This is a genomic window from Pseudoalteromonas sp. SW0106-04 (assembly GCF_001293805.1).
Taxonomy (GTDB): Bacteria; Pseudomonadota; Gammaproteobacteria; order Enterobacterales; family Alteromonadaceae; genus Pseudoalteromonas; species Pseudoalteromonas ruthenica.
On the sequence record NZ_BCAI01000018.1, the window covers coordinates 1 to 21550 of the forward strand.

General features: G+C 46.4%; 26 protein-coding genes. 4 read left to right on the plus strand and 22 right to left on the minus strand.

The annotated features are described in order from the left end of the window. Nucleotides 1-340 precede the first annotated feature (340 nt). The 19 genes from rplQ to W04_RS16680 all read right to left on the minus strand — a co-directional run bounded on the left by rplQ (nt 341) and on the right by W04_RS16680 (nt 12454). Nucleotides 341-742, minus strand: coding sequence for a 50S ribosomal protein L17 (gene rplQ, locus W04_RS16600; protein ID WP_022943959.1), 402 nt, complete (start codon nt 740-742; stop codon nt 341-343). A gap of 40 nt (nt 743-782) precedes the next feature. Beyond that, nucleotides 783-1769, minus strand: coding sequence for a DNA-directed RNA polymerase subunit alpha (locus W04_RS16605; protein ID WP_022943958.1), 987 nt, complete (start codon nt 1767-1769; stop codon nt 783-785). 24 nt (nt 1770-1793) lie between these two features. After that, the gene (rpsD, locus tag W04_RS16610) at nt 1794-2414 is read right to left on the minus strand and encodes a 30S ribosomal protein S4 (RefSeq protein WP_022943957.1); all 621 of its coding nucleotides are present in this window, start codon (nt 2412-2414) and stop codon (nt 1794-1796) included. A 21-nt stretch (nt 2415-2435) separates the two neighbouring features. After that, complete coding sequence (rpsK, locus tag W04_RS16615) at nt 2436-2822, minus strand: 30S ribosomal protein S11 (RefSeq protein WP_022943956.1); 387 nt, start codon at nt 2820-2822, stop codon at nt 2436-2438. 13 nt (nt 2823-2835) lie between these two features. Beyond that, nucleotides 2836-3192, minus strand: a complete 357-nt coding sequence (rpsM, locus tag W04_RS16620) for a 30S ribosomal protein S13 (protein ID WP_022943955.1) — start codon at nt 3190-3192, stop codon at nt 2836-2838. Between the two features lie 130 nt (nt 3193-3322). Beyond that, nucleotides 3323-3436, minus strand: a complete 114-nt coding sequence (gene rpmJ, locus W04_RS18765) for a 50S ribosomal protein L36 (protein ID WP_002959476.1) — start codon at nt 3434-3436, stop codon at nt 3323-3325. 22 nt (nt 3437-3458) lie between these two features. Beyond that, entirely contained in the window at nt 3459-4787 is a 1329-nt protein-coding gene (gene secY / locus W04_RS16625) for a preprotein translocase subunit SecY (protein ID WP_022943954.1), read from the minus strand. A gap of 11 nt (nt 4788-4798) precedes the next feature. After that, nucleotides 4799-5233: a 50S ribosomal protein L15 gene (gene rplO / locus W04_RS16630; RefSeq protein WP_022943953.1), complete on the minus strand. Its 435-nt coding sequence runs from the start codon at nt 5231-5233 to the stop codon at nt 4799-4801. 5 nt (nt 5234-5238) lie between these two features. Beyond that, entirely contained in the window at nt 5239-5418 is a 180-nt protein-coding gene (gene rpmD / locus W04_RS18770) for a 50S ribosomal protein L30 (RefSeq protein ID WP_081604373.1), read from the minus strand. Between the two features lie 6 nt (nt 5419-5424). After that, entirely contained in the window at nt 5425-5931 is a 507-nt protein-coding gene (gene rpsE / locus W04_RS16635) for a 30S ribosomal protein S5 (protein ID WP_022943952.1), read from the minus strand. 9 nt (nt 5932-5940) lie between these two features. Further along, the gene (gene rplR / locus W04_RS16640) at nt 5941-6294 is read right to left on the minus strand and encodes a 50S ribosomal protein L18 (RefSeq protein WP_053911660.1); all 354 of its coding nucleotides are present in this window, start codon (nt 6292-6294) and stop codon (nt 5941-5943) included. A gap of 9 nt (nt 6295-6303) precedes the next feature. Beyond that, complete coding sequence (gene rplF / locus W04_RS16645) at nt 6304-6837, minus strand: 50S ribosomal protein L6 (RefSeq protein ID WP_022943950.1); 534 nt, start codon at nt 6835-6837, stop codon at nt 6304-6306. 12 nt (nt 6838-6849) lie between these two features. Beyond that, nucleotides 6850-7242, minus strand: coding sequence for a 30S ribosomal protein S8 (rpsH, locus tag W04_RS16650; RefSeq protein ID WP_022943949.1), 393 nt, complete (start codon nt 7240-7242; stop codon nt 6850-6852). A gap of 21 nt (nt 7243-7263) precedes the next feature. Next, a complete protein-coding gene (gene rpsN / locus W04_RS16655; protein WP_022943948.1) occupies nt 7264-7569 on the minus strand; it encodes a 30S ribosomal protein S14 in 306 nt (101 codons plus the stop codon). Between the two features lie 10 nt (nt 7570-7579). Next, entirely contained in the window at nt 7580-8119 is a 540-nt protein-coding gene (gene rplE / locus W04_RS16660) for a 50S ribosomal protein L5 (protein WP_045980290.1), read from the minus strand. A 15-nt stretch (nt 8120-8134) separates the two neighbouring features. After that, nucleotides 8135-8449, minus strand: coding sequence for a 50S ribosomal protein L24 (gene rplX / locus W04_RS16665; protein WP_022943946.1), 315 nt, complete (start codon nt 8447-8449; stop codon nt 8135-8137). A gap of 10 nt (nt 8450-8459) precedes the next feature. Next, nucleotides 8460-8828: a 50S ribosomal protein L14 gene (rplN, locus tag W04_RS16670; protein WP_022943945.1), complete on the minus strand. Its 369-nt coding sequence runs from the start codon at nt 8826-8828 to the stop codon at nt 8460-8462. A gap of 318 nt (nt 8829-9146) precedes the next feature. Next, nucleotides 9147-11084 carry an AsmA family protein gene (locus W04_RS16675; protein ID WP_053911661.1) on the minus strand — a complete coding sequence of 646 codons (1938 nt, stop codon included), beginning with the start codon at nt 11082-11084 and terminating at the stop codon, nt 9147-9149. Between the two features lie 68 nt (nt 11085-11152). Further along, entirely contained in the window at nt 11153-12454 is a 1302-nt protein-coding gene (locus W04_RS16680) for a PLP-dependent aminotransferase family protein (RefSeq protein WP_306341155.1), read from the minus strand. Between the two features lie 209 nt (nt 12455-12663). Here W04_RS16680 and W04_RS16685 point away from each other — a divergent pair, with 209 nt between their 5' ends. The 3 genes from W04_RS16685 (at nt 12664) to W04_RS16695 (ending at nt 15438) form a co-directional block, all read left to right on the plus strand. After that, on the plus strand, nt 12664-13188 hold the full coding sequence (locus tag W04_RS16685) for a GNAT family N-acetyltransferase (protein WP_053911663.1): 525 nt from the start codon (nt 12664-12666) through the stop codon (nt 13186-13188). Between the two features lie 117 nt (nt 13189-13305). Continuing rightward, nucleotides 13306-14463 carry a hypothetical protein gene (locus W04_RS16690; protein ID WP_053911664.1) on the plus strand — a complete coding sequence of 386 codons (1158 nt, stop codon included), beginning with the start codon at nt 13306-13308 and terminating at the stop codon, nt 14461-14463. Nucleotides 14464-14751: 288 nt separating this feature from the next. After that, a complete protein-coding gene (locus tag W04_RS16695; RefSeq protein ID WP_082342274.1) occupies nt 14752-15438 on the plus strand; it encodes a TorF family putative porin in 687 nt (228 codons plus the stop codon). 47 nt (nt 15439-15485) lie between these two features. Here the strand turns inward: W04_RS16695 and W04_RS16700 are convergent, their stop codons facing one another. Together W04_RS16700 and W04_RS16705 are read right to left on the minus strand one after the other, a co-directional pair. Beyond that, a complete protein-coding gene (locus tag W04_RS16700; protein ID WP_053911665.1) occupies nt 15486-16211 on the minus strand; it encodes an ABC transporter substrate-binding protein in 726 nt (241 codons plus the stop codon). Continuing rightward, a complete protein-coding gene (locus W04_RS16705) occupies nt 16198-17085 on the minus strand; it encodes an aldo/keto reductase family oxidoreductase (RefSeq protein ID WP_053911666.1) in 888 nt (295 codons plus the stop codon). The genes W04_RS16700 and W04_RS16705 overlap by 14 nt, the downstream gene beginning before the upstream one ends. A gap of 71 nt (nt 17086-17156) precedes the next feature. Between W04_RS16705 and W04_RS16710 the strand changes: the two genes are divergently transcribed. Further along, nucleotides 17157-17966 (plus strand): endonuclease/exonuclease/phosphatase family protein, encoded by an 810-nt coding sequence (locus tag W04_RS16710; protein ID WP_053911667.1) that lies wholly within the window; start codon nt 17157-17159, stop codon nt 17964-17966. Here the strand turns inward: W04_RS16710 and W04_RS16715 are convergent. Beyond that, nucleotides 17961-21545 carry a M1 family aminopeptidase gene (locus W04_RS16715; RefSeq protein ID WP_053911668.1) on the minus strand — a complete coding sequence of 1195 codons (3585 nt, stop codon included), beginning with the start codon at nt 21543-21545 and terminating at the stop codon, nt 17961-17963. The genes W04_RS16710 and W04_RS16715 overlap by 6 nt on opposite strands. Between the last annotated feature and the right edge of the window lie 5 nt (nt 21546-21550).

A 21550-nucleotide genomic window follows, 5' to 3' on the forward strand; every position in this document is an offset into this window, starting at 1 on the left:
CTGTTTAAAACTCAGTTTTACTTGACTCACCCAACTCGTTGAAGTGCTTGTTTGTAAGCAGTCCGCCGTGTCGGTGGATGCGCATTATAGGGAGATTCGATTTCCACGCAACCCCTTTTTTAAAGAAAACTGCAAAAAATGGATCGTTTGAACAAAAATAGAACTAAAACTACTGTATTTAACAGTTATAGATCTATTTAGGATCTAAATTGCTACATTTAAGATGTTTTATATAGAGAAGGGTTTAGCTAAATAGCTATATATAGAAGAGCTGAAATTTAATTTTGACCATAAAAAGAAAAAGCCGAGCATAAGCTCGGCTTTTTGTGTCTTTTACGACTTACTCTGCAGACTGTGCGTCTTCTTGAACGTCTTCGCTCGCAACTGGGCGATCTACTAGTTCAATGTAAGCCATTGGTGCGTTGTCGCCTGCACGGAAGCCACACTTCAAAATACGAGTGTAACCACCAGGACGGCCTTCGTAGCGAGGACCAATCTCGCTAAACAACTTACCAACAACTTCTTTATCACGCGTGCGAGCAAATGCTAAACGGCGATTTGCAACGCTATCAGTCTTAGCCAGTGTGATTAAAGGTTCAATTACACGGCGCAGCTCTTTCGCTTTAGGCAATGTTGTTTTGATGATTTCGTGCTTCACCAAAGAACCAGCCATATTGCTGAACATCGCTTTGCGATGGCTGCTGTTACGGTTTAATTGACGACCACTCTTACGATGGCGCATGACCCTATCCTTCTAACTAAACTAAATATAGTGATTTAGATTACTCAGCTAAGCTTGCTGGCGGCCAGTTTTCTAGGCGCATGCCTAGAGACAGACCACGTGATGCAAGCACGTCTTTGATCTCAGTTAGAGACTTCTTACCTAAGTTAGGTGTTTTCAGAAGCTCAACTTCGGTACGCTGTACTAAATCACCGATATATTGAATTTGCTCGGCTTTCAAGCAGTTTGCTGAACGAACTGTTAGCTCAAGATCATCAACTGGACGAAGCAGAATAGGATCGAATTCTGGCTTCTCTTCCTTCTCTTCTGGCTCAGAAACATCACGTAAGTCTACGAATGCTTCTAATTGCTCAGCAAGAATGGTCGACGCACGGCGGATCGCTTCTTCAGGATCTAAAGTGCCGTTTGTTTCCATATCAATGATTAACTTGTCTAAGTCAGTACGTTGTTCAACACGTGCTGATTCGACCGAGTACGCAATACGCTCAACTGGGCTGAATGATGCATCAAGCAACAAACGGCCGATTGGGCGCTCATCGTCTTCAGAGGATACGCGGCTAGAAGCTGGTACATAACCACGACCACGCTCAACACGGATGCGCATGCTGATCTCGCTATTGTCAGTTGTTAAATGACAAATTACGTGATCAGGATTGCTGATTGTTACATCACCATCGTGCTGGATATCTGCCGCAGTCACAGGGCCTACACCAGATTTAGTCAGGGTCAGAAAAACTTCATCTTTGCCTTCGATATTAACTGCTAGACCTTTAAGGTTTAACAGGATTTCAATGATGTCTTCTTGTACGCCTTCTTTCGCGCTGTACTCATGTAAAACGCCATCAATTTCTACCTCAGTAACTGCGCATCCAGGCATAGATGACAACAGAATACGACGTAGAGCGTTTCCTAGAGTGTGACCAAAACCACGCTCAAGCGGCTCTAGTACCACTTTTGAACGAGTTGGGTTGATAGCGTCGATATCGACTAACCTTGGTTTTAGGAATTCGGTTACAGAACCCTGCATTTTATCCTCTCTTAACTCTTAACTTTACTTCGAGTAAAGTTCGACGATTAGTTGTTCGTTAATGTCCGCAGACAGATCAGAACGCTCAGGTAGGCGCTTAAAAGTACCTTCCATTTTCTTACCGTCAACTTCAACCCAAGTTGGCTTCTCACGTTGCTCAGCCAATTCTAGAGCTCCAACGATACGTGCTTGCTTCTTCGACTTCTCACGAATTTCTACCTGATCTTCAGGAGTAACGTTGAAAGAAGGAATGTTTACAACACGACCATTAACCATAATCGCTTTGTGACTTACTAGCTGACGCGCTTCAGCACGTGTGCTTGCAAAACCCATGCGATATACAACATTGTCTAGACGTTGCTCTAGAAGCTGAAGTAGGTTTTCACCTGTATTGCCTTTAAGGCGAGCAGCTTCTTTGTAGTAGTTACGGAATTGCTTTTCAAGGATGCCGTACATACGACGAACCTTTTGCTTTTCACGTAGCTGTAGACCGTAGTCAGATAAACGACCCTTACGGGCGCCGTGCTGACCAGGTGCTGTCTCAAGTTTACACTTAGAGTCGATAGCTCGTACGCCGCTCTTAAGGAACAGGTCAGTACCTTCACGACGACTTAGCTTGAGCTTAGGGCCCAAATATCTTGCCATGTTCTTTCTCCTAACCTATTGTTATACGCGACGTTTCTTCGGTGGACGACAACCATTGTGTGGAATTGGCGTCACGTCAGTGATGTTTGTGATACGGAAACCAGCAGCATTCAATGCACGTACAGCAGACTCACGGCCTGGACCTGGACCTTTAATGAATACTTCTAAGTTCTTCAAACCGTATTCTTGTGCAGCAGTACCTGCACGCTCTGCAGCTACCTGAGCAGCGAATGGTGTAGATTTACGTGAACCACGGAAACCTGAACCACCGGCAGTTGCCCAAGAAAGTGCATTACCTTGACGGTCTGTAATCGTAACAATAGTGTTGTTGAAAGACGCATGAACGTGAGCCATGCCATCAGCAACTTGCTTTTTGACCTTCTTACGACGAATTGGTGCTTTAGCCATAATTTACCCCACCTTATTTCTTGATAGGCTTGCGAGGACCCTTACGAGTACGCGCGTTAGTCTTAGTACGCTGACCACGTAGTGGTAGCGAACGACGGTGACGTAAACCACGGAAGCAACCAAGGTCCATAAGACGCTTGATGTTCAAAGTAACTTCACGACGAAGATCACCTTCTACAGTGTACTTGCCAACTTCTTCACGAAGCGTGTCAAGAGTTTCGTCATTTAGTTCACCGATTTTAGTATCTTCTGCGATACCTACCGCTGCCAAGATCGCCTTAGCGCGGGTTTTACCTACACCATAAATTGAGGTTAAACCAATAACCGCATGTTTATGATCAGGAACGTTAATGCCAGCTATACGGGCCACTAACACATCTCCTATAGTTTAAATTTGGTAATCATCTTCTCGAAAAGCCCGTTAGGATACTCAAGTGATGACCAAACTACAATGAAAAACACAGGCCGAGCATACCACTCAGCCTGCATGACTTGTTTAATTAGCCTTGCCTTTGCTTGTGCTTAGGCTCACTGCAAATCACACGTACAACGCCGGCACGTTTGATTACTTTGCAGTTACGGCAGATTTTCTTAACGGAAGCACGTACTTTCATTACTCAACTCCGTAAACCGACCTTATCGGCCATAGCCTTTAAGGTTTGCTTTTTTCAGCACAGAATCATACTGATGTGACATCAGATGGGTCTGTACTTGTGCCATAAAGTCCATGATCACAACAACGATAATCAAGATTGATGTACCGCCGAAGTAGAATGGCGTTTGCCATGCCATGGTCATAAACTCGGGCACTAGACAGATAAAGGTAATGTACAAGGCACCTGCCAATGTCAGGCGTGTCATTACTTTATCAATGTATTTCGATGTCTGCTCACCTGGACGAATACCTGGAATGAAAGCTCCAGATTTTTTCAGGTTGTCTGCAGTTTCACGCGGGTTGAAAACCAACGCAGTGTAGAAAAAGCAGAAAAAGATAATAGCAGCAGCCAAGACCATTGCGTACAGCGGTTGACCCGGAGTCAATGCTGTGGAAATGGCTTGTAACACGTCAGCTACAGGACCTTCACCCTGGCCGAACCAGCTTGCAATTGTACCAGGGAACAGAATGATACTACTAGCAAAGATTGGTGGAATAACCCCAGCCATATTTACTTTCAACGGCAAGTGTGTGCTTTGAGCAGCGTACACCTGACGACCTTGTTGGCGCTTTGCGTAGTTAACAACAATACGACGTTGACCACGTTCAAAGAAAACCACCAAGTAAGTAACGGCAAACACGATTACCGCAATCAATACCAGTACCAAAATGTTCAATTCACCTTGGCGCGCCATTTCGGCTGTCGAACCAATAGCAGACGGCAGGTTAGCTACGATACCAACAAAAATCAGAACTGAGATACCGTTACCGATACCACGCTCTGTAATTTGTTCGCCCAACCACATTAAGAACATACAGCCGGTTACTAAGCTCACTACAGCAGTGAAATAGAAACCAAAGCCGGGGTTAACAACTAACCCGTCCATCATGTTCGGTAAGCCAGTAGCAATACCGATTGATTGGAACGTAGCAAGCACGAGCGTACCATAACGCGTGTACTGACTGATTTTCTTACGCCCCTGTTCACCCTCTTTTTTCAGCTCTACCATCGCAGGATGTATATGCGTTAGTAGCTGCATGATAATTGAGGCCGAAATATAAGGCATAATACCCAGTGCAAGTACCGAAGCACGCTCAAGCGCACCACCGCTGAACATGTTGAACATTTCAACAATGGTGCCCTTCTGTTGCTCGAAGAATTCGGCAAGTACAGCGGCGTCAATCCCAGGGATCGGCACGAATGAACCTAAACGGTAAATAATGATAGCACCGAGTACAAATAGTAAACGACGCTTCAACTCCGCAAGCCCGCTTTGTGCACTTTGCATATCGTGACCTGGTTTAGCCATAAAGTACTTCCTTACTCTTCTACCTTGCCTCCGGCAGCTTCAATCGCTTCGCGTGCACCTTTGGTCACTTTAAGACCTTTAACAGTGACGGCGCGAGAAACTTCACCAGATTTAACTACTTTAACGAACTGGATGTTCTTCTTAACCAGACCAGCTGCTTGTAACGCGTTTAGATCTACCACATCGCCTTCAACTTTAGCGATTTCGAATAGATTCACTTCTTTAGTCGCAAGAGACTTGCGTGAAGTGAAACCAAACTTAGGTAGACGACGTTGCATAGGCATTTGACCGCCTTCGAAACCAACGCGTACTTTACCACCAGAACGTGATTTTTGACCTTTGTGACCACGGCCACCAGTTTTACCTAGGCCAGAACCGATACCACGGCCCACACGTTTGCCGGCTGATTTTGCACCTGCAGCAGGTGAAAGTGTATTCAAATTCATTCGAATTACCCCTCAACCTTAACCATGTAAGAAACTTGGTTGATCATACCACGTACTGAAGGCGTATCTTCTAGCTCTACAGTGTGGTTGATACGACGTAAACCAAGGCCACGTAATGTAGCTCTATGCTTCGGCAAGCGGCCGATTGAACTACGTACTTGAGTTACTTTTACTGTATTTGCCATGGTGTCTTACCCCAAAATTTCTTCAACGCTAAGACCACGCTTCGCAGCAACTGCTTCTGGAGACTTCATGTTCTCTAGTGCTGAGATAGTTGCGCGAACAACGTTGATCGGGTTAGTCGAACCGTAGGCTTTTGACAATACGTTTTGTACACCAGCTACTTCTAGTACTGCACGCATCGCACCACCGGCGATGATACCAGTACCTTCAGATGCTGGTTGCATGTACACTTTAGAACCAGCGTGACGACCCTTGATAGGGTGCTGAAGTGTATTGCCTTTAAGCTCTACCTTGATCATGTTACGACGTGCTTTTTCCATTGCTTTTTGAATAGCAGCTGGAACTTCACGTGCTTTACCATAACCAAAACCTACTTTACCTGCGCCGTCACCTACTACTGTAAGTGCAGTGAAGCTAAAGATACGACCACCTTTAACCACCTTAGACACACGGTTTACCGCGATTAGCTTTTCAGCCAAATCAGGCTGTTGTTGCTTTGCTTCTACGTTAGCCATTGTCTACTCCTAGAATTGCAGACCGGCTTCACGCGCTGCATCCGCAAGCGCCTTCACACGGCCGTGATATTTAAAGCCACTGCGGTCAAAAGCGATACTTTCGTTAACGCCTTTTTCAGCCGCACGTTCTGCAACTGCTTTACCCACTGCTTGAGCAGCTTCGATGTTGCCAGTGCCTTTAACTGTTTCAGCAATTGCTTTCTCAACAGTAGAAGCAGCAGCCAGTACACTACCCTCAGCACTAATAATCTGAGCATAGATGTGACGTGGCGTGCGGTGGATAACAAGGCGGATTTTGCCCTGTTCAATAAAATTTCTACGTGAGCGCTTAGCGCGACGTAGACGTGCTGTTCTCTTATCCATCGTCCTACCTTACTTCTTCTTAGCCTCTTTACGACGCACGTATTCGTCAGCATAGCGAACACCTTTACCTTTATAAGGCTCTGGCTCACGGTATGCGCGAATGTTTGCAGCAGTTTGACCAACTAGCTGCTTGTCTGCGCCCTTAACAACGATCTCAGTTTGGCTCGGAGCTTCAATCGTGATGCCCTCTGGGATCTCGAAGTTGACTGGGTGTGAGAAGCCTAGCGTTAAATCTAGTACTTTACCTTTCACCGCAGCACGGTAACCAACACCAACTAGCTGTAGCTTCTTCTCGTAACCGTCGTTCACACCAACAATCATGTTGTTGATAAGTGCACGTGCAGTACCAGCTTGAGCCCAAGCGTTAGCAACGCCTTCTACAGGTTTAGTGGTGATTACATTGTCTTCGAATGAAACTTCAACCGCTTCGTTGATAGCACGGCTAAGTTCACCATTCTTACCTTTAACTGTGATGTCCTGGCCTTTTAGCGTGATTTCTACACCGGCTGGAACATTAATAGGTGCCTTTGCTATACGCGACATAGTCCCCTCCGATTACGCTACAAAGCCAATGATTTCACCGCCCACGCCAGCGCTACGCGCAGCACGGTCAGTCATCAGGCCTTTAGAAGTTGATACGATAGCGATACCTAGACCACCCATTACCTTAGGTAATGCGTCACGTTTCTTATAGATACGTAGACCAGGGCGGCTAACACGCTGGATGTTTTCGATTACAGCTTTGCCTTCGAAGTACTTAAGCTCGATGTTTAGTTCAGGTTTAGCGCCTTCTGTTACTGAGTAACCAGAAACATAACCTTCATCAGTTAGTACTTTAGCAACTGCTATTTTCAGCTTTGAAGATGGCATTGAGATAGAAACCTTCTTCGCAGTCTGGCCGTTACGGATACGTGTGAACAAATCCGCAATAGGATCTTGCAAGCTCATTGTCTTACTCCCGTGATTCTATTACCAACTAGCCTTTTTAAGGCCAGGAATTTCACCGCGCATAGCTGCTTCGCGAACTTTAATACGGCTTAGGCCGAACTTGCGAAGGTAACCATGTGGGCGGCCCGTGATGTTACAACGATTACGTTGACGTGCAGGGCTTGAATCACGCGGAAGAGTCTGAAGCTTCAGAACCGCGTCCCAACGCTCTTCATCTGATGAATTAACATCGCTGATGATAGCTTTTAGTGCCGCACGCTTTTCAGCGTATTGGGCAACTAGTTTAGTGCGCTTTGCTTCGCGCGCTTTCATTGAATTCTTTGCCATAACCCTACCCTTATTTCTTGAATGGGAAGTTAAACGCTTCTAACAACGCACGGCCTTCCTCATCATTCTGCGCAGAAGTAGTGATAGTGATGTCTAGACCACGTACACGGTCTACACGATCATAATCGATTTCTGGGAAGATGATTTGTTCACGTACGCCCATGCTGTAGTTGCCGCGACCGTCGAAAGACTTAGCGCTTACACCACGGAAATCGCGAATACGCGGGATAGCGATTGAAACCAAACGCTCAAAAAAGTCCCACATACGCTCGCCACGTAGGGTTACTTTACAACCAATTGGGTAGCCTTCACGGATCTTAAAGCCAGCAACTGATTTGCGTGCTTTCGTGATAAGAGGCTTCTGACCAGAGATTGCTTCTAGATCAGCAACAGCGTTTTCTAGAATTTTCTTGTCAGCTAGGGCTTCGCCCACACCCATGTTTAATGTGATCTTTTCGATCTGAGGGACTTGCATGACAGAGCTGAAACCAAACTTCTTTTGAAGTTCAGCGACTACTTTGTCTTTATATACTTCATGCAGTTTCGCCATCGTCTACTCCAACTATTAAATAGTTTTACCAGTAGATTTGAAGATACGTAATTTCTTACCGTCTTCAATCTTGAAACCTACACGATCTGCTTTACCCGTTTCCGAGTTGTAGATCGCAACGTTTGATACGTCGATAGACGCTTCTTTCTCAACAATACCGCCAGCTTGGTTCAACTGAGGAACAGGCTTTTGGTGCTTCTTGATAAGGTTTACGCCTTCAACAAATACTCGACCAGTTTCAGTAACAACTGAAAGCACTTTACCGCGCTTACCTTTGTCTTTACCGGCCAGTACGATTACTTCGTCATCACGACGGATTTTTGCTGCCATGATCGACTCCTTATAGTACTTCTGGTGCTAGTGAAACGATCTTCATGAACTTTTCAGTACGAAGTTCACGAGTCACAGGGCCGAAGATACGGGTTCCGATTGGCTGGTTGCTATCGTTTAAGATAACAGCCGCATTGCTATCGAAACGGATCAAAGAGCCGTCTGGACGACGAACGCCTTTTTTGGTACGCACAACAACCGCGTTTTTAACATCACCTTTTTTAACTTTGCCGCGAGGAATCGCTTCCTTAACAGCAACTTTAATGATGTCACCAACCGATGCGTAACGACGGTGTGAACCGCCAAGGACTTTAATACACTGCACTTTGCGGGCGCCGCTGTTATCTGCAACGTCCAGCTGAGTTTGCATTTGGATCATCTTAATGTGCTCCGGTGTAGTTACAACTCGCCATAATTCCGTTAAAAATTAAGGCATTAAATAAATTATCCGCTCAATTAACAGGCAACTTTTCGGTTACTTGTGTGCTGAGGGCGGGCAATTGTATCAGTAATGGCGGGCAAAAGGTAGGCTAATTTTTAATTAATTTCTTTACTTAGCTCGGTTAATAAAGGCTCTGAGAGCCCTAAGGTGAGAACTGAAAATTATCGAAAACAGGCTATTTTTCGCACCATCAATTGCTTATAAAAGCATCAAGACACAAAAGTGCCTTGATGCTGCATGTATATATGGGGGGGATTAGCCGCCAAACAAGCCTTTGAGTTTGTCTTTTACTTTTTCTTTGGCTTTTTCTTTCACTTCCTCTTTGGCTGCCTCACCAACGTCCAAGTTAACCGCCACGTCATGGAAAGGACCTTTTATACGAACCGGAATTTTGAAACCGGTGCTGTCATCGGTGGTGCCTTGACCTTCGATTGAATCCACAATCCCCGTTACTAAGCGGTAGTTTACCTTGGTCGCGGAAAGATCCACTTGGCCTTCACCAGTAATACGAATGAGCGGGCTTAGCAACGACAAATCTGAGTTGACGCCAACGCCTTTGGTAAAGTTCATACTCCCCGTCAAAGCGGTAAAGTCTGTCTGCTGTGACTTATCAAAGCCAGTATTAAGGCCTTGTGAAAGTGCGGATGTATTTCCCTTAACGAGTTCCTTCGCCTTTCGCACCAATTCAGCAATGTTCGCTCCTTTAACAGCACCATCGGCAAAACTGAATGCTAATTTGCCAGCCAGTGCATCAACGAAGTCTTGTTGGCTTTGCCCTTCGGTAGTCAGTTGCCAATTAAGCGCTCCTTTGCCCATTAACTTATCAAACTTCACCGCATCGCTAAGAAGAGGCTCAGCATTTATACCACTGAGGTCAAACTGAGTATCGATGTGGTAAGGCTGTCGCGCTGCGTTCAGCGTTACTTTGCCGGTTCCCTGGCCTTCATAGGCAGCGAATTTATCCATACTGAGAGTGGCTACGGCATTATCAAGCTTAATACTGAATTGGTTCTCACCGAGTGTAATATCACGCGCTTTTAAGCCACTTGAGCGAACCACAATATCGGCATCAAGGGCATTCAGGGCAGAAAGATCTATCGGCGTATCATCCCATTCTAAGGGTTGAGCCTGAGAATCATCATTACTTGGTTGCTCGGTATTCGCGGCAGGCTCCGGTAAGTAAGGGTTTAAATCTAGCATGCCCAAATCTACGTTGGCAGTAAGCGCTAAACGCTCGCCAAGGTGAATCGTACTCATACCTTCGATGGCAAGCTGATCTAACGTCGCCACGAGCTTATTAATAGTAAAAGCCTGTCCTTGCAGTTGCATACTGCCCTCTACACGGAAATCATTAAACGCGTTGTCTTTGGCATTAAGCTCAACGCCTTGCCACTTGGCAATGCGCTTCACCGAATCCCCTTGCAACATCAAGGTGCCGCTAATATTTCCACCCTGCTCAGCAATGTTGCCTTTAAATTCCATATCAACAAGCGCAGATGTTAAGTTTTGCGTAAGCGTAAATGGTCGACCTTCGATGGCTTTGATTGGGTTATCCAATTCTATATCAAGGTTAAACCGCTCACCCATGTACGTTATGCCCCCTTCTAGTTCTAAAGGTTGGCGTAACGATTTAAGTAATACCGCTAATTCCAAGTCGCTAATTTGTTGTTTACTACCAGTTTGCCCGTCCAGATAGGTAAGCTGACCACCATAAATAGCCACTTCTCCAAGCTCAATATCAAAGTTGTCTGGCAGCTTGACTTGGCCTTGCTCAGTGCTTTGTTGCGATTGCTCAGTTGCGACCTTATCAAAGAGCTGCCAATTGCCTTGGCCTTGGGCATTTGTTTCCAGCAACACATCCGGCTCACGGATAACAAACTTATCCAGCTTCACTTCACCAGAGAATAAGGTGCTCCAGGGGATATGCACATCCAATTGTTTCATCGTCGCCATATTGGCTCGCGATCCCCCTTCCATATTGCTAAAGCTAACATCATTAAGCTCTAATCGCAGTGAAGGGAAAATCGCTAAGTCTTTATCGCCGGCAATCGTCAGTGTGCGCCCTGTGGTGTTTTGTACCTGCTCTGACACTTTATTGAAGATGGCATCGACAGGAATAAAGAAAGGAATGGCGATGAGTAAGCCGATAATTACGACTATGATTACGCCCAAAACCTTGGCTAGGGTCTTCATGGTGAACCTCGTTCCATTAAAGCAAATGTGTTTAGCATAACCTAAAGTAGTTATCTGTGTAATTGTAGTTAAAGTTCATGAATATAGGATGATAGTTGCTGAGCCAATGTATGCACTGCTTGCGCCATGGTTTTCTCCCAAGGTAGGGCGAAGGTCATACGAAAAAAACGCGCATAATCGATTTGTGGCATAAAGAGTTCGCCAGGCGCAATGGCGATACGCCGAGTAATCAACCGTTGCCATAGCTCATCACTGCAGCCCCCTTGAGGAAGCTCAAACCATAAGCTTGGCCCACCACCGATGTCTTGGTACAAATGCGCAACGCCAAAGTGATTGAAAATTTCATCAACCTGCTGGTACTGCCTTAATAGTTGCGCTCGTAAACGTCGGGTTAAACGGCGATAGTCACCACTGCGATACAAATGAGTAATCAGCTCTTGGCTCGCGATGTCGCTCGCCTCACTAAGCACTGATTTAGTCAAAATAATATCAGCAGCGCAATTACGGCAGAGCATATACCCCAAGGTTAGAGCAAAGGACAGTGTATCACTGTAGTCACATATGCTGATCACCGCTAGAGAGCTATCTTCATCTAAGAGGCTCGCAATTGACGGAGGTCGAAACTCACTAAAACTAAGCTCGCCACGGTCATATTCAATTAGTGCAACATCATGGCGCTGCGCCCAAGCCAACAATGCACGTTTTTGTTGTTCGCTCAGCAGGCGCCCTGTCGGATCTTGATAATTAGGGTTAAAAATATAAGCGCGAATGTCATGCTCTTGTCGAGCCTGATCCAATAATGCCAATTCGGTTTCGAAGTCGGGCTGTATAGGGACACCCACATAAGCTTGAGCGCTGTGGTGCAAATGCGCCAATATAAAAAATGAGCTTGGAGACTCAACTGCCACCTTATGCTCACTCAACCCTAATCCCTTTAACGCCAAAGTAAGTGCCGAACTGCGTCCATGGGTGATCACGACCTCGGCTGGATTTATAAGCTGCTGACTCAACGCATAATGTGTCGCAATTTCTTGACGCAGCGAATCAATACCGGCTTCACGATTGTCTTGGAGTAATTTAAATGGGCGCTGCCTGCGCACACGCTTTTGCACCCGCGTGAGTAGCGCTTCGTTATCTAATACCGTACTTGGCCCAGTGCAGGATAGCGGCACTATATCTGCATCGTTAAAACTGTATTGCACCGCTTTGTGTAACGGCATGGAAATCAGCTCACTTGGGATTAATTTATCACCAAAGTTTTGTTGCGCAGTGCTTTGTTGACGAGCACAAACGTAATAGCCACTGCGCGGCCGGGCCTCAATGAGTTGCTGTCCTTGCAAATGTTCATAAATTTTAGCAGCTGTCGACACTCCAACTTTTCTTTCACGAGCGAAATTCCGGACAGAAAGAAGCCTATCACCCTGTTTTAATTGGCCATTATTAATTAACTTAGCTAGTGCCTCGGCCTCTCGTTGATAGATAAAACTGGGCATCTGTATTGCTTATTTTTCATTTTTATTGTGTCTGTTTTGCTTTTTTACGTGCCATTACACTGGTTGTCAAACGAAAAGGAGCTAACATGACCCTATTAATAGACACACCAAGGCTGCAGATGCGTCATTTCCGACTTGCTGATGCCGAAGCAGTGCGCGCATTTAATGCCAACACCGAAGTCACTCGGTATACCGGAGACCCCGCTCAGATAAGCACCAGCGAACAGGCTCGGCGCCTCATCAAAGACGTTTGGTTACACGAATACAAACGTTATGGTTACGCTCGTTATGCCTTGATACACAAGCAACACAACAGGTTAATTGGATTTTGTGGTTTTAAGTTCAACCCACAACAACAGCTTGCTGATTTAGGCTACCGCATGCTTCCTCAGTATTGGCAACAGGGTCTTGGCTATGAGGCGGCACAAAGCGTCATGACATATGGGCTAACCACTCTCGCATTACCGGGAATTTATGCCGAAGTAGATAGTGCCAACACGGGCTCTGTACGCATTCTGCAAAAACTTGGTTTTACGCACACGGATTCATATCGTCAATGGGGGCTCAACCTACAACGCTATGATTATCTGTGTGCTCCCTATAGTAGATAAGCCTCCAAGCTACTTAAAACAGCAAAGTCAATATTGCATCAACACACAATGTCAGTATGATGCACAGCCCCGCTCAAAGTGGGCTGTGTTGTATCAAGTGGAGTTGTAGTACCAAGCATGAAGAAGTTGCTTATATCCCCATCAAAAATGGCGCTGGGTGAACAAGAAAGTCAGATTTATCAAAATATTTTAAAACAGGCGACCGATATCAGCCTAAATCTAATGGCGGTGAAGGTTGAAAACCACCCAGACGAGTTCTTAGGTTGGTGTTATGAGTTACTTGACGCACTCAATAACCGCCTAAACTACGAGTTACTAGAGCCTCAGCAGCTCCCTTGTGTAAAGAAGCTACACACACTGCTTACTGAAGCCATTAGCTTTTTGCAACTGAAGGCCTTGCGTATTACTCCCTGGCCAGTGCTATGTGAATACCTGCAACAGCAGCAATCACGCGTTTTATTAGATGAACACTTAGCCTTATGTGACTACATCGACAGGTTACGGGAACTGTCGTTAGCTGAACTCAGTAAAGAGGACCGCCTTGTAGTCGCGGGTAAACACCTCAACAGCCATGACCCAGCAGTCTACCGCTTTGATGTCGAGCTCTTTGCTGCAACGAGAAGCAATAAAGCATTTCACCAATTGCTGGCTGATTTCCCAGCTCTTTTTGATCAGGCTTTGGCGCACATTCCACTACAAGGAGAGGTAACGCGCGAGCATTACAGTGCCTTTGTTACAGCCTATCAAAGCATCTTCATCGATGCCGATGAAAAGCCTACACTTGCTCCGGCAACGCGCCTGTTAGCCATGCGCCGACCCGATGTATTCACTCCTGCCAGCCAAGCTAAATTAGATACTTTGTGCGCTGCGCTAGGTGTTGCCAAATTGAGTAACCGCGACTTCGAGCGATATTGGCAGGAGCTGGTATGCACTATAACTCGCCTACCCTGGTACACTATGGCCAGCGGCGACAATGACCTAGAGCAACGCTTGTGTGCCAACAAGGCACTCTTGCCATGCTTATTTTTCTATTTCGCCGAGGATAGTGCACAGCAATCAAACTACTACAAGCTGCTCCATAAGCCGAAGCGTTCATCTTCCAGCAAAGCACCTAGGCGCAGCAAAGAGTCTGCAGCAACGCTGGTAGATAGAGCTTTAGCCGAAGATGATATCCCAGAGTATATTCGCGCCAAGCGCGACTCTATCATCGCCGAAGTGGAGAAAGGCCGCAGCATCAATGATACCCTCACCTTGATGCGCACCATTTTCGGTTAACCCCTCATCCCATACAGAGCGCCGCTCGGCGCTCCAGCTTATCAAGCGCCTCCCCCAGGTTTGCAGCAACAGTACCAGCGCATAACGAGTCACGGTGGTGTGAATTATCTCGGTGCATCCGCATAAAATATGCACCAGGGTCGTGCAACAGATCACTTTGTGAAATCTGGCCATTTCCAAAAATCAATACCAAGCTGTTGAAAAATATTTAATTATTAATTTATTTCATACTCTGGCATGGCCTTTGCCCTGTTTATGCCAACACAGCGCGAAAACGGGAATGAAACAATGATAAAAACAACACGCTGGCAAGCCTCGGGGCTACTCTGTCTCGCCCTGTTGCCTATGACAGGCCATGCTAAGAACAGTCTAACTGCGAATGTGGCGGCTAGTTCAAACTATTATTGGCGAGGGATCACACAAAGTGATGACCAAGCCGCAGTATCGGGCGGCTTAGATTATGCTACGGACAGTGGCTTCTATATGGGAACTTGGCTATCCAATATTGATTTCGGCGAAGCCGCAAGCACTAGTTATGAAATGGATTTGTACGCTGGCTTTGGCGGCACAGCGGGAGAGATCGATTACGACGTTGGTTATATCTATTATGCCTACCCTGATGCCGCTGACGACATTGGTTTTGGTGAGGTTTATGGTTCACTAAGCTGGCAATGGCTGAGCGCAGGGGCGAGCTACCTACTTAATGCCGAAGACGATGCCACCAGTGAAGAAGATATGCTTTATTTAGAGCTCAATGCTAGTTTTCCAGTTTTCACCGACACTGAGCTCGCATTCCACTTAGGCCATTCTAGTGGTGACACCGTTCGGGAGTGGTATGGTGAAGATGATAGTTACTTAGATTATGGCGTTAGCATCAGTAAAGCCGGGTTCACACTTGGCCTGTTGCAAACTGATCTTGATGCTGATGACGATTTGAAAGCCTACGTGTCCTACAGTATGGACTTTGATTTGTAGGTCTTTACCGACTTATTGTTGCTGCAAACCAGGGGCCGTCAGGCCCTTTATCTTTTATTTTTCTCATCAAAAACCTGCTTTAGAGCTTGCACTAATTGAGGATCAGAGTGTTTATTCACTGCCAAGCATAATGGCGTTCGTTGACTTTGCTGTAACTCCCACACCTTGATTACTGTATTGGCCGATAACTCCCTTTGGCGCAGCGCTAAGGTCATCGCAGCTTCGGTATTTAAAATTAAATCTAACCTTCCAGCTAGAAATTTAGTCATGCTGACCTCAATACTAGCCGCCACATCTAAGTGCCGCTCATCACTAAACCCCTGTTGCCGCAAATGCTGATGAGTCCAGCCGTCTCGACTCACTGCGAGCGTATACTGCTTCACATCAGCCAATGAATGCACTTTTATGCGCTGATCATCACTGCGCTTGTAGATAAACATAGGAGTGGGCGCACTGATGGGACAAAACCAGTGAAATAACTGGTGCCGCTGTGCGGTTTTATAAATTGCGAATATACCGTGGTTAGCGCGAGTTTTAGCTAAATTATAGGCTCGCGCCCAAGTAGTAAGGTGAATATCAGCATCAATATTGGCGGCTTCTAAAGCCCCACGCACAGCTTGCGTTGCCCGGCCAACCACCTGACCCTGCTCATTAAGGTAGTTGTAGGGCGGCCAGTGCTCGGTATAAAGCTGTAGCTGGGGCTGCGCAACGACGCTAAAGCTAAGACTCATTGCAATTAGCCACACATAGATGTGATATTTAAGGTACTGCATGGCCTTTAGATGCCTGCCATATTCGATACCATTGCTCATGGCTTAATTCTAGCAGCTGAGCGCCAATTGCACTGCGAATACGCTCAATATTCCCCGTACCTAACACCACAGCAGGCTGGCTTGGGTGCTTCAACAACCACGCATATACCACTTGATCTAGGCCGCTTGCCCCGATTTCCTGTGCGATTTGCTCTAGTGTTTGCCGTAACCTTTGTGCCTTTTCAGTCATACTCGTAAATATCTCGCCGCCCGCCAGCGGCGACCAACACATCGGGTTTATGCGCCAACGTTGACACTGATCTAAAGTACCCTCATCTAACGCATTCATCTGATAGGGAGAGAACTCAATTTGGTTGGTTTGCAGCGGGAAATCCAACCGCGACTGCAATAACTCAAACTGACTGGTGGTAAAGTTAGAAACGCCGAAGTGCAATACATCACCACGCGCTCTCAAGGTATTGAATGCTTCAGCCACTTCATCTGCCTGCATTAAGTAGTCTGGGCGGTGGATCAACAAGCAATCTAAACGATCGGTGTGAAAATGCTGCAGTGACTTTTCAGCACTGGCGATAATATGCTCACGGCTGGAATTATAGTGATTAACATGCCCGGGCACAGCGCGCTTACCCTGCTGCAGCGCAATGCCGCACTTGGTGATGATACGAATTTGTTCACGTACGCTGGGTTTGAGCTTTAATAACTCTCCGAACGCCGCCTCACAGCGATATTGACCATAAATGTCAGCATGATCTGTATCGACAATGCCCTGCTCAATACATTGTTCTACAAACGCGAGGTTTTGTTGGGCGCTGCGCTGCCAATCGAGCATGCGCCAAAACCCTAACACTAAAGGCGAAATTGTTCTGTGTGCCATACTTTGCAACCTGATATTTTTTTGCCACTATAGCACAGCCCATTGGCAGCCCTTCAAGGTACATCATTGTCGTGATCAGTTTATATTTGGTGTTTTACAGCGCATTTCTACTTTGGCAACAGTGGGTGTTACCAGCTGCCAGTGAAGACATCCAGGGCATTGTCTCAACGCCACGGCAATGCGCGCAGCAACTCAGAAAACCTATCACTACGCACACTGACGTCCTACCTCAGCGTATTGAAGTCCTCAGTTGGAATATTTATAAAGCACAACGTGAACAACTACTACCGGATTTAAGAGCGCTGTCTCAGGGCGTTGACTTTGTGCTTTTACAGGAGGCGTTTCGCGACCAACAACTCTTTGCTATCAAGCCTTATGCACGCTTTTCCCCCGGTTTCCGGGGGTGGTCAAAACAAACCGGTACCTTATTGCTCAGTGATTTTCAGCCGCAGCTCTATTGTCGCTTTTACCAACGCGAACCCTGGCTGCGAACACCGAAGGCATCAAGTATAAGCCGTTATGCACTAGCGCAGGGAGGCAGTTTACTTGTGGTGAACCTCCACGGTATCAACTTTACCTGGGGCACCGAAGACTATCAACGCCAACTAAAAACCTTAACCCTGCTCATTGCTCAGCATAACGGGCCTGTTATTTTTGCTGGCGATTTCAATACCTGGAGCCACTCCCGTCAACAATTAGTACAGCAGCTATTAACTCCTTTGCAGTTAGCACCGGTGACCTTATCCCCTGACCAGCGCACGCGTTTTTTTGGCTACGCTCTGGATCAAGTGTGGACCCGAGGGGTAAAAATAAAAAGAGCTCAAGCGTTGGCACGCGAGAGCTCAGATCATAACCCGATATTGGTATCGTTAAGTTTATAGCTTTTTCACGTTATTAGCGCTATCACGATCGACTAATTTAATGAGTGGGTCGACACCTGCAAAACTTGGCCGCTCATCAACGTACAGCTCTAGTGTATTGGCGCCTGAGACCAGCTCATGCTTTTGTAAGTAAATCACTGAATCGTTGGCACTTAACTGTTCAGGGTCAAAGTGGAACAAGCCGATATCCACCAGCTGCTGCATGGGCTCTTCTGTCTCGACCCCCTCACCATTGGCATATACTTTTTTGGCATCAATGCTCAAGGTCACTTTAAACTTACCGCTTTGCTCATTTGTTTCACTCACGACTACATCTTCTAGCGCTAGCTCATACAAAGTGATGCGTTTAAACTGATCATCAATAAAGGCCTGTTCTTGCTCATTCGCTTGCGCTTTGAGGTGACGCAACAGGTCAAGAGTTGTGGGGTAAGGGTTCGTTTGGTACTTAAACTCCTGTAAAAAGTGCCGCAATGCCGTGTTGGTGCGCTTATCGCCTAACCTATCAGCAACCGCCATCATCACCACCGAGCCTTTACGATAGTGCAAATATTGCTGATTTTCAGAGCGATATAACGGCATCTCGCGATAACTTTCCATAGTGCGGCCCTGTAAATAGCGATCTAACTCATATTTGAGGAACTTACGCAGCTTCTGCTCGCCATATTTTTCCGCCATCACTTGCAGTGCACTGTACTGAGATAAGGTTTCAGATATGACCGCCGACCCCTGCACATTGGCGGCACCAACTTGATGTCCCCACCACTGGTGCGCAACCTCGTGAGCGGTTACATAATAAGGCAGGTTAATATCATCTGGGTCTCGCAAGTCGGTGATGAAGCCAATACGTTCAGAATACGGAACGGTGTTTGCGAAGCTCTGCGCAAAGCCACGGTAACCTGGGAACTCGAGGATTCGTAGCTGTTTATGCTGGTAAGGACCAAACTCTTTGGTGAAATAATCGATAGAGTCCTTGGTAGACTGGATCATCGTATCGACATTCCACGGGTGGTCACGATGATAATAAACTTCAATATTGATGCCTTTGTAACGCTCTTTCTTCACCTCTAAGCGGGCCGACATAATATTGTAGAAGTCCACCATAGGCGCATCCATCTCATAGCGATAAGTCCGGCGCCCGCGTTCTTCATCTACTTGTTCACTTTGCAAATAACCTGGGGCGATAGCAAATTGATCAATATCAGTGCTCACCGTGGCGCTGAAATCAATAAAACCGACGTTGGCACCAAAGAAGTTTTGCCCATAATAGCGACTATCCTCGAGGTCATTGGCACGCTCAAGCTCGGGTAAATCACGCTTGCGACGCTCGTTGCGATCCCATAACTGGTAATCAAGGCGATAGCCAAATACCGGTAATAGTTCCGCGTTATTAATAAAGGTGCCATTTTCAACCAAGCTGGTATCAAAGCCGCTATCTTTAAAGCCTTGGTGGGCACGTACCACAGTTAAAGTGCCTTGACGCACCTCCCCTGGCTGCAAAGGTTTTTCGAACTCAAACCACCAAGTGTTGAAGTCATCAATCTTTTCACCTAAGGCACCGCCTTCTAGTTTCACCTGCCATTGTTCACTGTACTGCGGTTTACTCACCAAGAAACGTTCAATCACTTGCTCAGTTGGGTTGGTGAACGTGATATCGGCTTGTGCTTCAATACGTCGGCGCTGCGGATAGATATCAGCGGTAATGTCCACCTTAGTTAACATAGGCACAGGCGCTTCTTTATATTGGCCCAACTGCTTTTCGTATTGCACCTGCAGAGCTTGAATATCGTCTTTGGAGTGAAATTCGTTCAGTACCCGCGTGTTGTGGTATATCCACGCGCCGCTGGCGACAAACATCACCAACCCACAGGCTGCCAATACTTGCCCTTTACCGCCTAAGTTATAACTGAGCAGTCGTATACGCGCCAATAGGCTTTGTTGCGGACCTCGGTGCCATAAGCCGTAGCCTAATGCTGCCAAAGCTAAGGTCATACCTAACCAATACACATTGTACCAATGCACTGCATTAAGAAAGTGACCGTAAGTATTCAAATCAGAATAAGGAGCAGCTGGGGAGCCGGCAAAGTCATACATGTTATGACTAAAGCCATAGTTGTTAAGGATCAAGCTTACGGCGTAATAGACAATAAACAGTACCATGCCCACATATTTATTGGGGCTGATCACTTGGAAGAAGAAGGCCAACACTGTGGTCATAAATAAAGGCACCAAGGTTAAGTAACCCAAGCGGAATAAGTATTGACCCAGTTCGATATTAAAGTGACCTTTGATCAGCTGATAACTAATAGTGAGCGCCATCCCCACTACATATAACATCACTAATACAGCGGTCACAGCGGTTAACTTCGAGCCCCAAAACACTAAGTTATGTGCTGGGTAAGAATCGATGATATCGCCAAACTTTGAGTTGCGTTCACGCCATACCACTTCAGCAGAGTAGTACACCAACACAATGACCATCAACACGCCCATGGCCCCTTGAATAAGGGGAACCATAGTTTGTGTCAGCGGCCAGTTGGATACGCCATAGCTGACCCCTGGTGCGAGTAGCGGAGCAATCAGCATAAACAGCGTGATGGTCGCTAAAATCAAAAACGCTGGGCTCATTAATACCTGAGCAAACTCAAACCGGGTGCGCATCATAAACTGACTGCGGGTATTAATGCTCTGTACTCGCACCGAGATATTGTTGGCTAATGCTTGTTGCGCGCGCTTACGCATTGATTGCGATACACCTGGGCGCTTTTTATCTTTACCTTGGCTTTGATAACCACTTTTGAGTCCTAGCAGCGCAAACACGACTCCTGCGACAGCGAGCCATAGCACGCGGTTATACAGCAGGTAGCTGGAAAAAGGTAATAACAGTTCATTCTTCTCAACCGTGGTCCAATAACGCGTTACATCTGCAAATGCACCATAACCAAAGGGGTCTAATAATGCCGCCCACACCCGTACCGACGGCTCTTCAAAATACACCGAAAGGGTCGAATAAGTGAGAAATAGAATCACGGCGGCAATATATACAGCCATCATGGTACGAAAACGCAGCGCCGCTACATGACAAAACACCGCAATCACAAACAAAGTGGGTAAAGCAAGGACCAGATAAGGCTGCAGGTAGTGAGATAAATGCTGCTCGCCCAGCAGCTCGGCTGGCGACCAACCAAGCATGACGCCAAAAGCGCTCCCCGCAAACACACCTAAAGGTACAAACAGCATTACCACCGCAGTCACCACAAAAGAGCCTAAAAAGTGACCCAAGGTGTAAGCCTGCTTATTAAAAGGCTTGGTGTACACCAGCTCTAGCATGTTTTCAGTATCGTTGCGTAAGCTGGATGAAGCGACAAAGTTCACCACCGCAAAAAGCACGAAATTCAACGCCACAACTTGCACAAACGCATTCACAAATGGGCCGTTGAGATGCACGTTAGAACCCCACAACGGGAGGTTATCGCTCATGGTCATGGCAAACGAAAGTAGGAAAAACAATAAACTACAAACGTAAAAAGATGGCTGGCGCAAAAAATAGCGCAGCTCAAAGGTGAGCATTTTAAGTAACATATGCC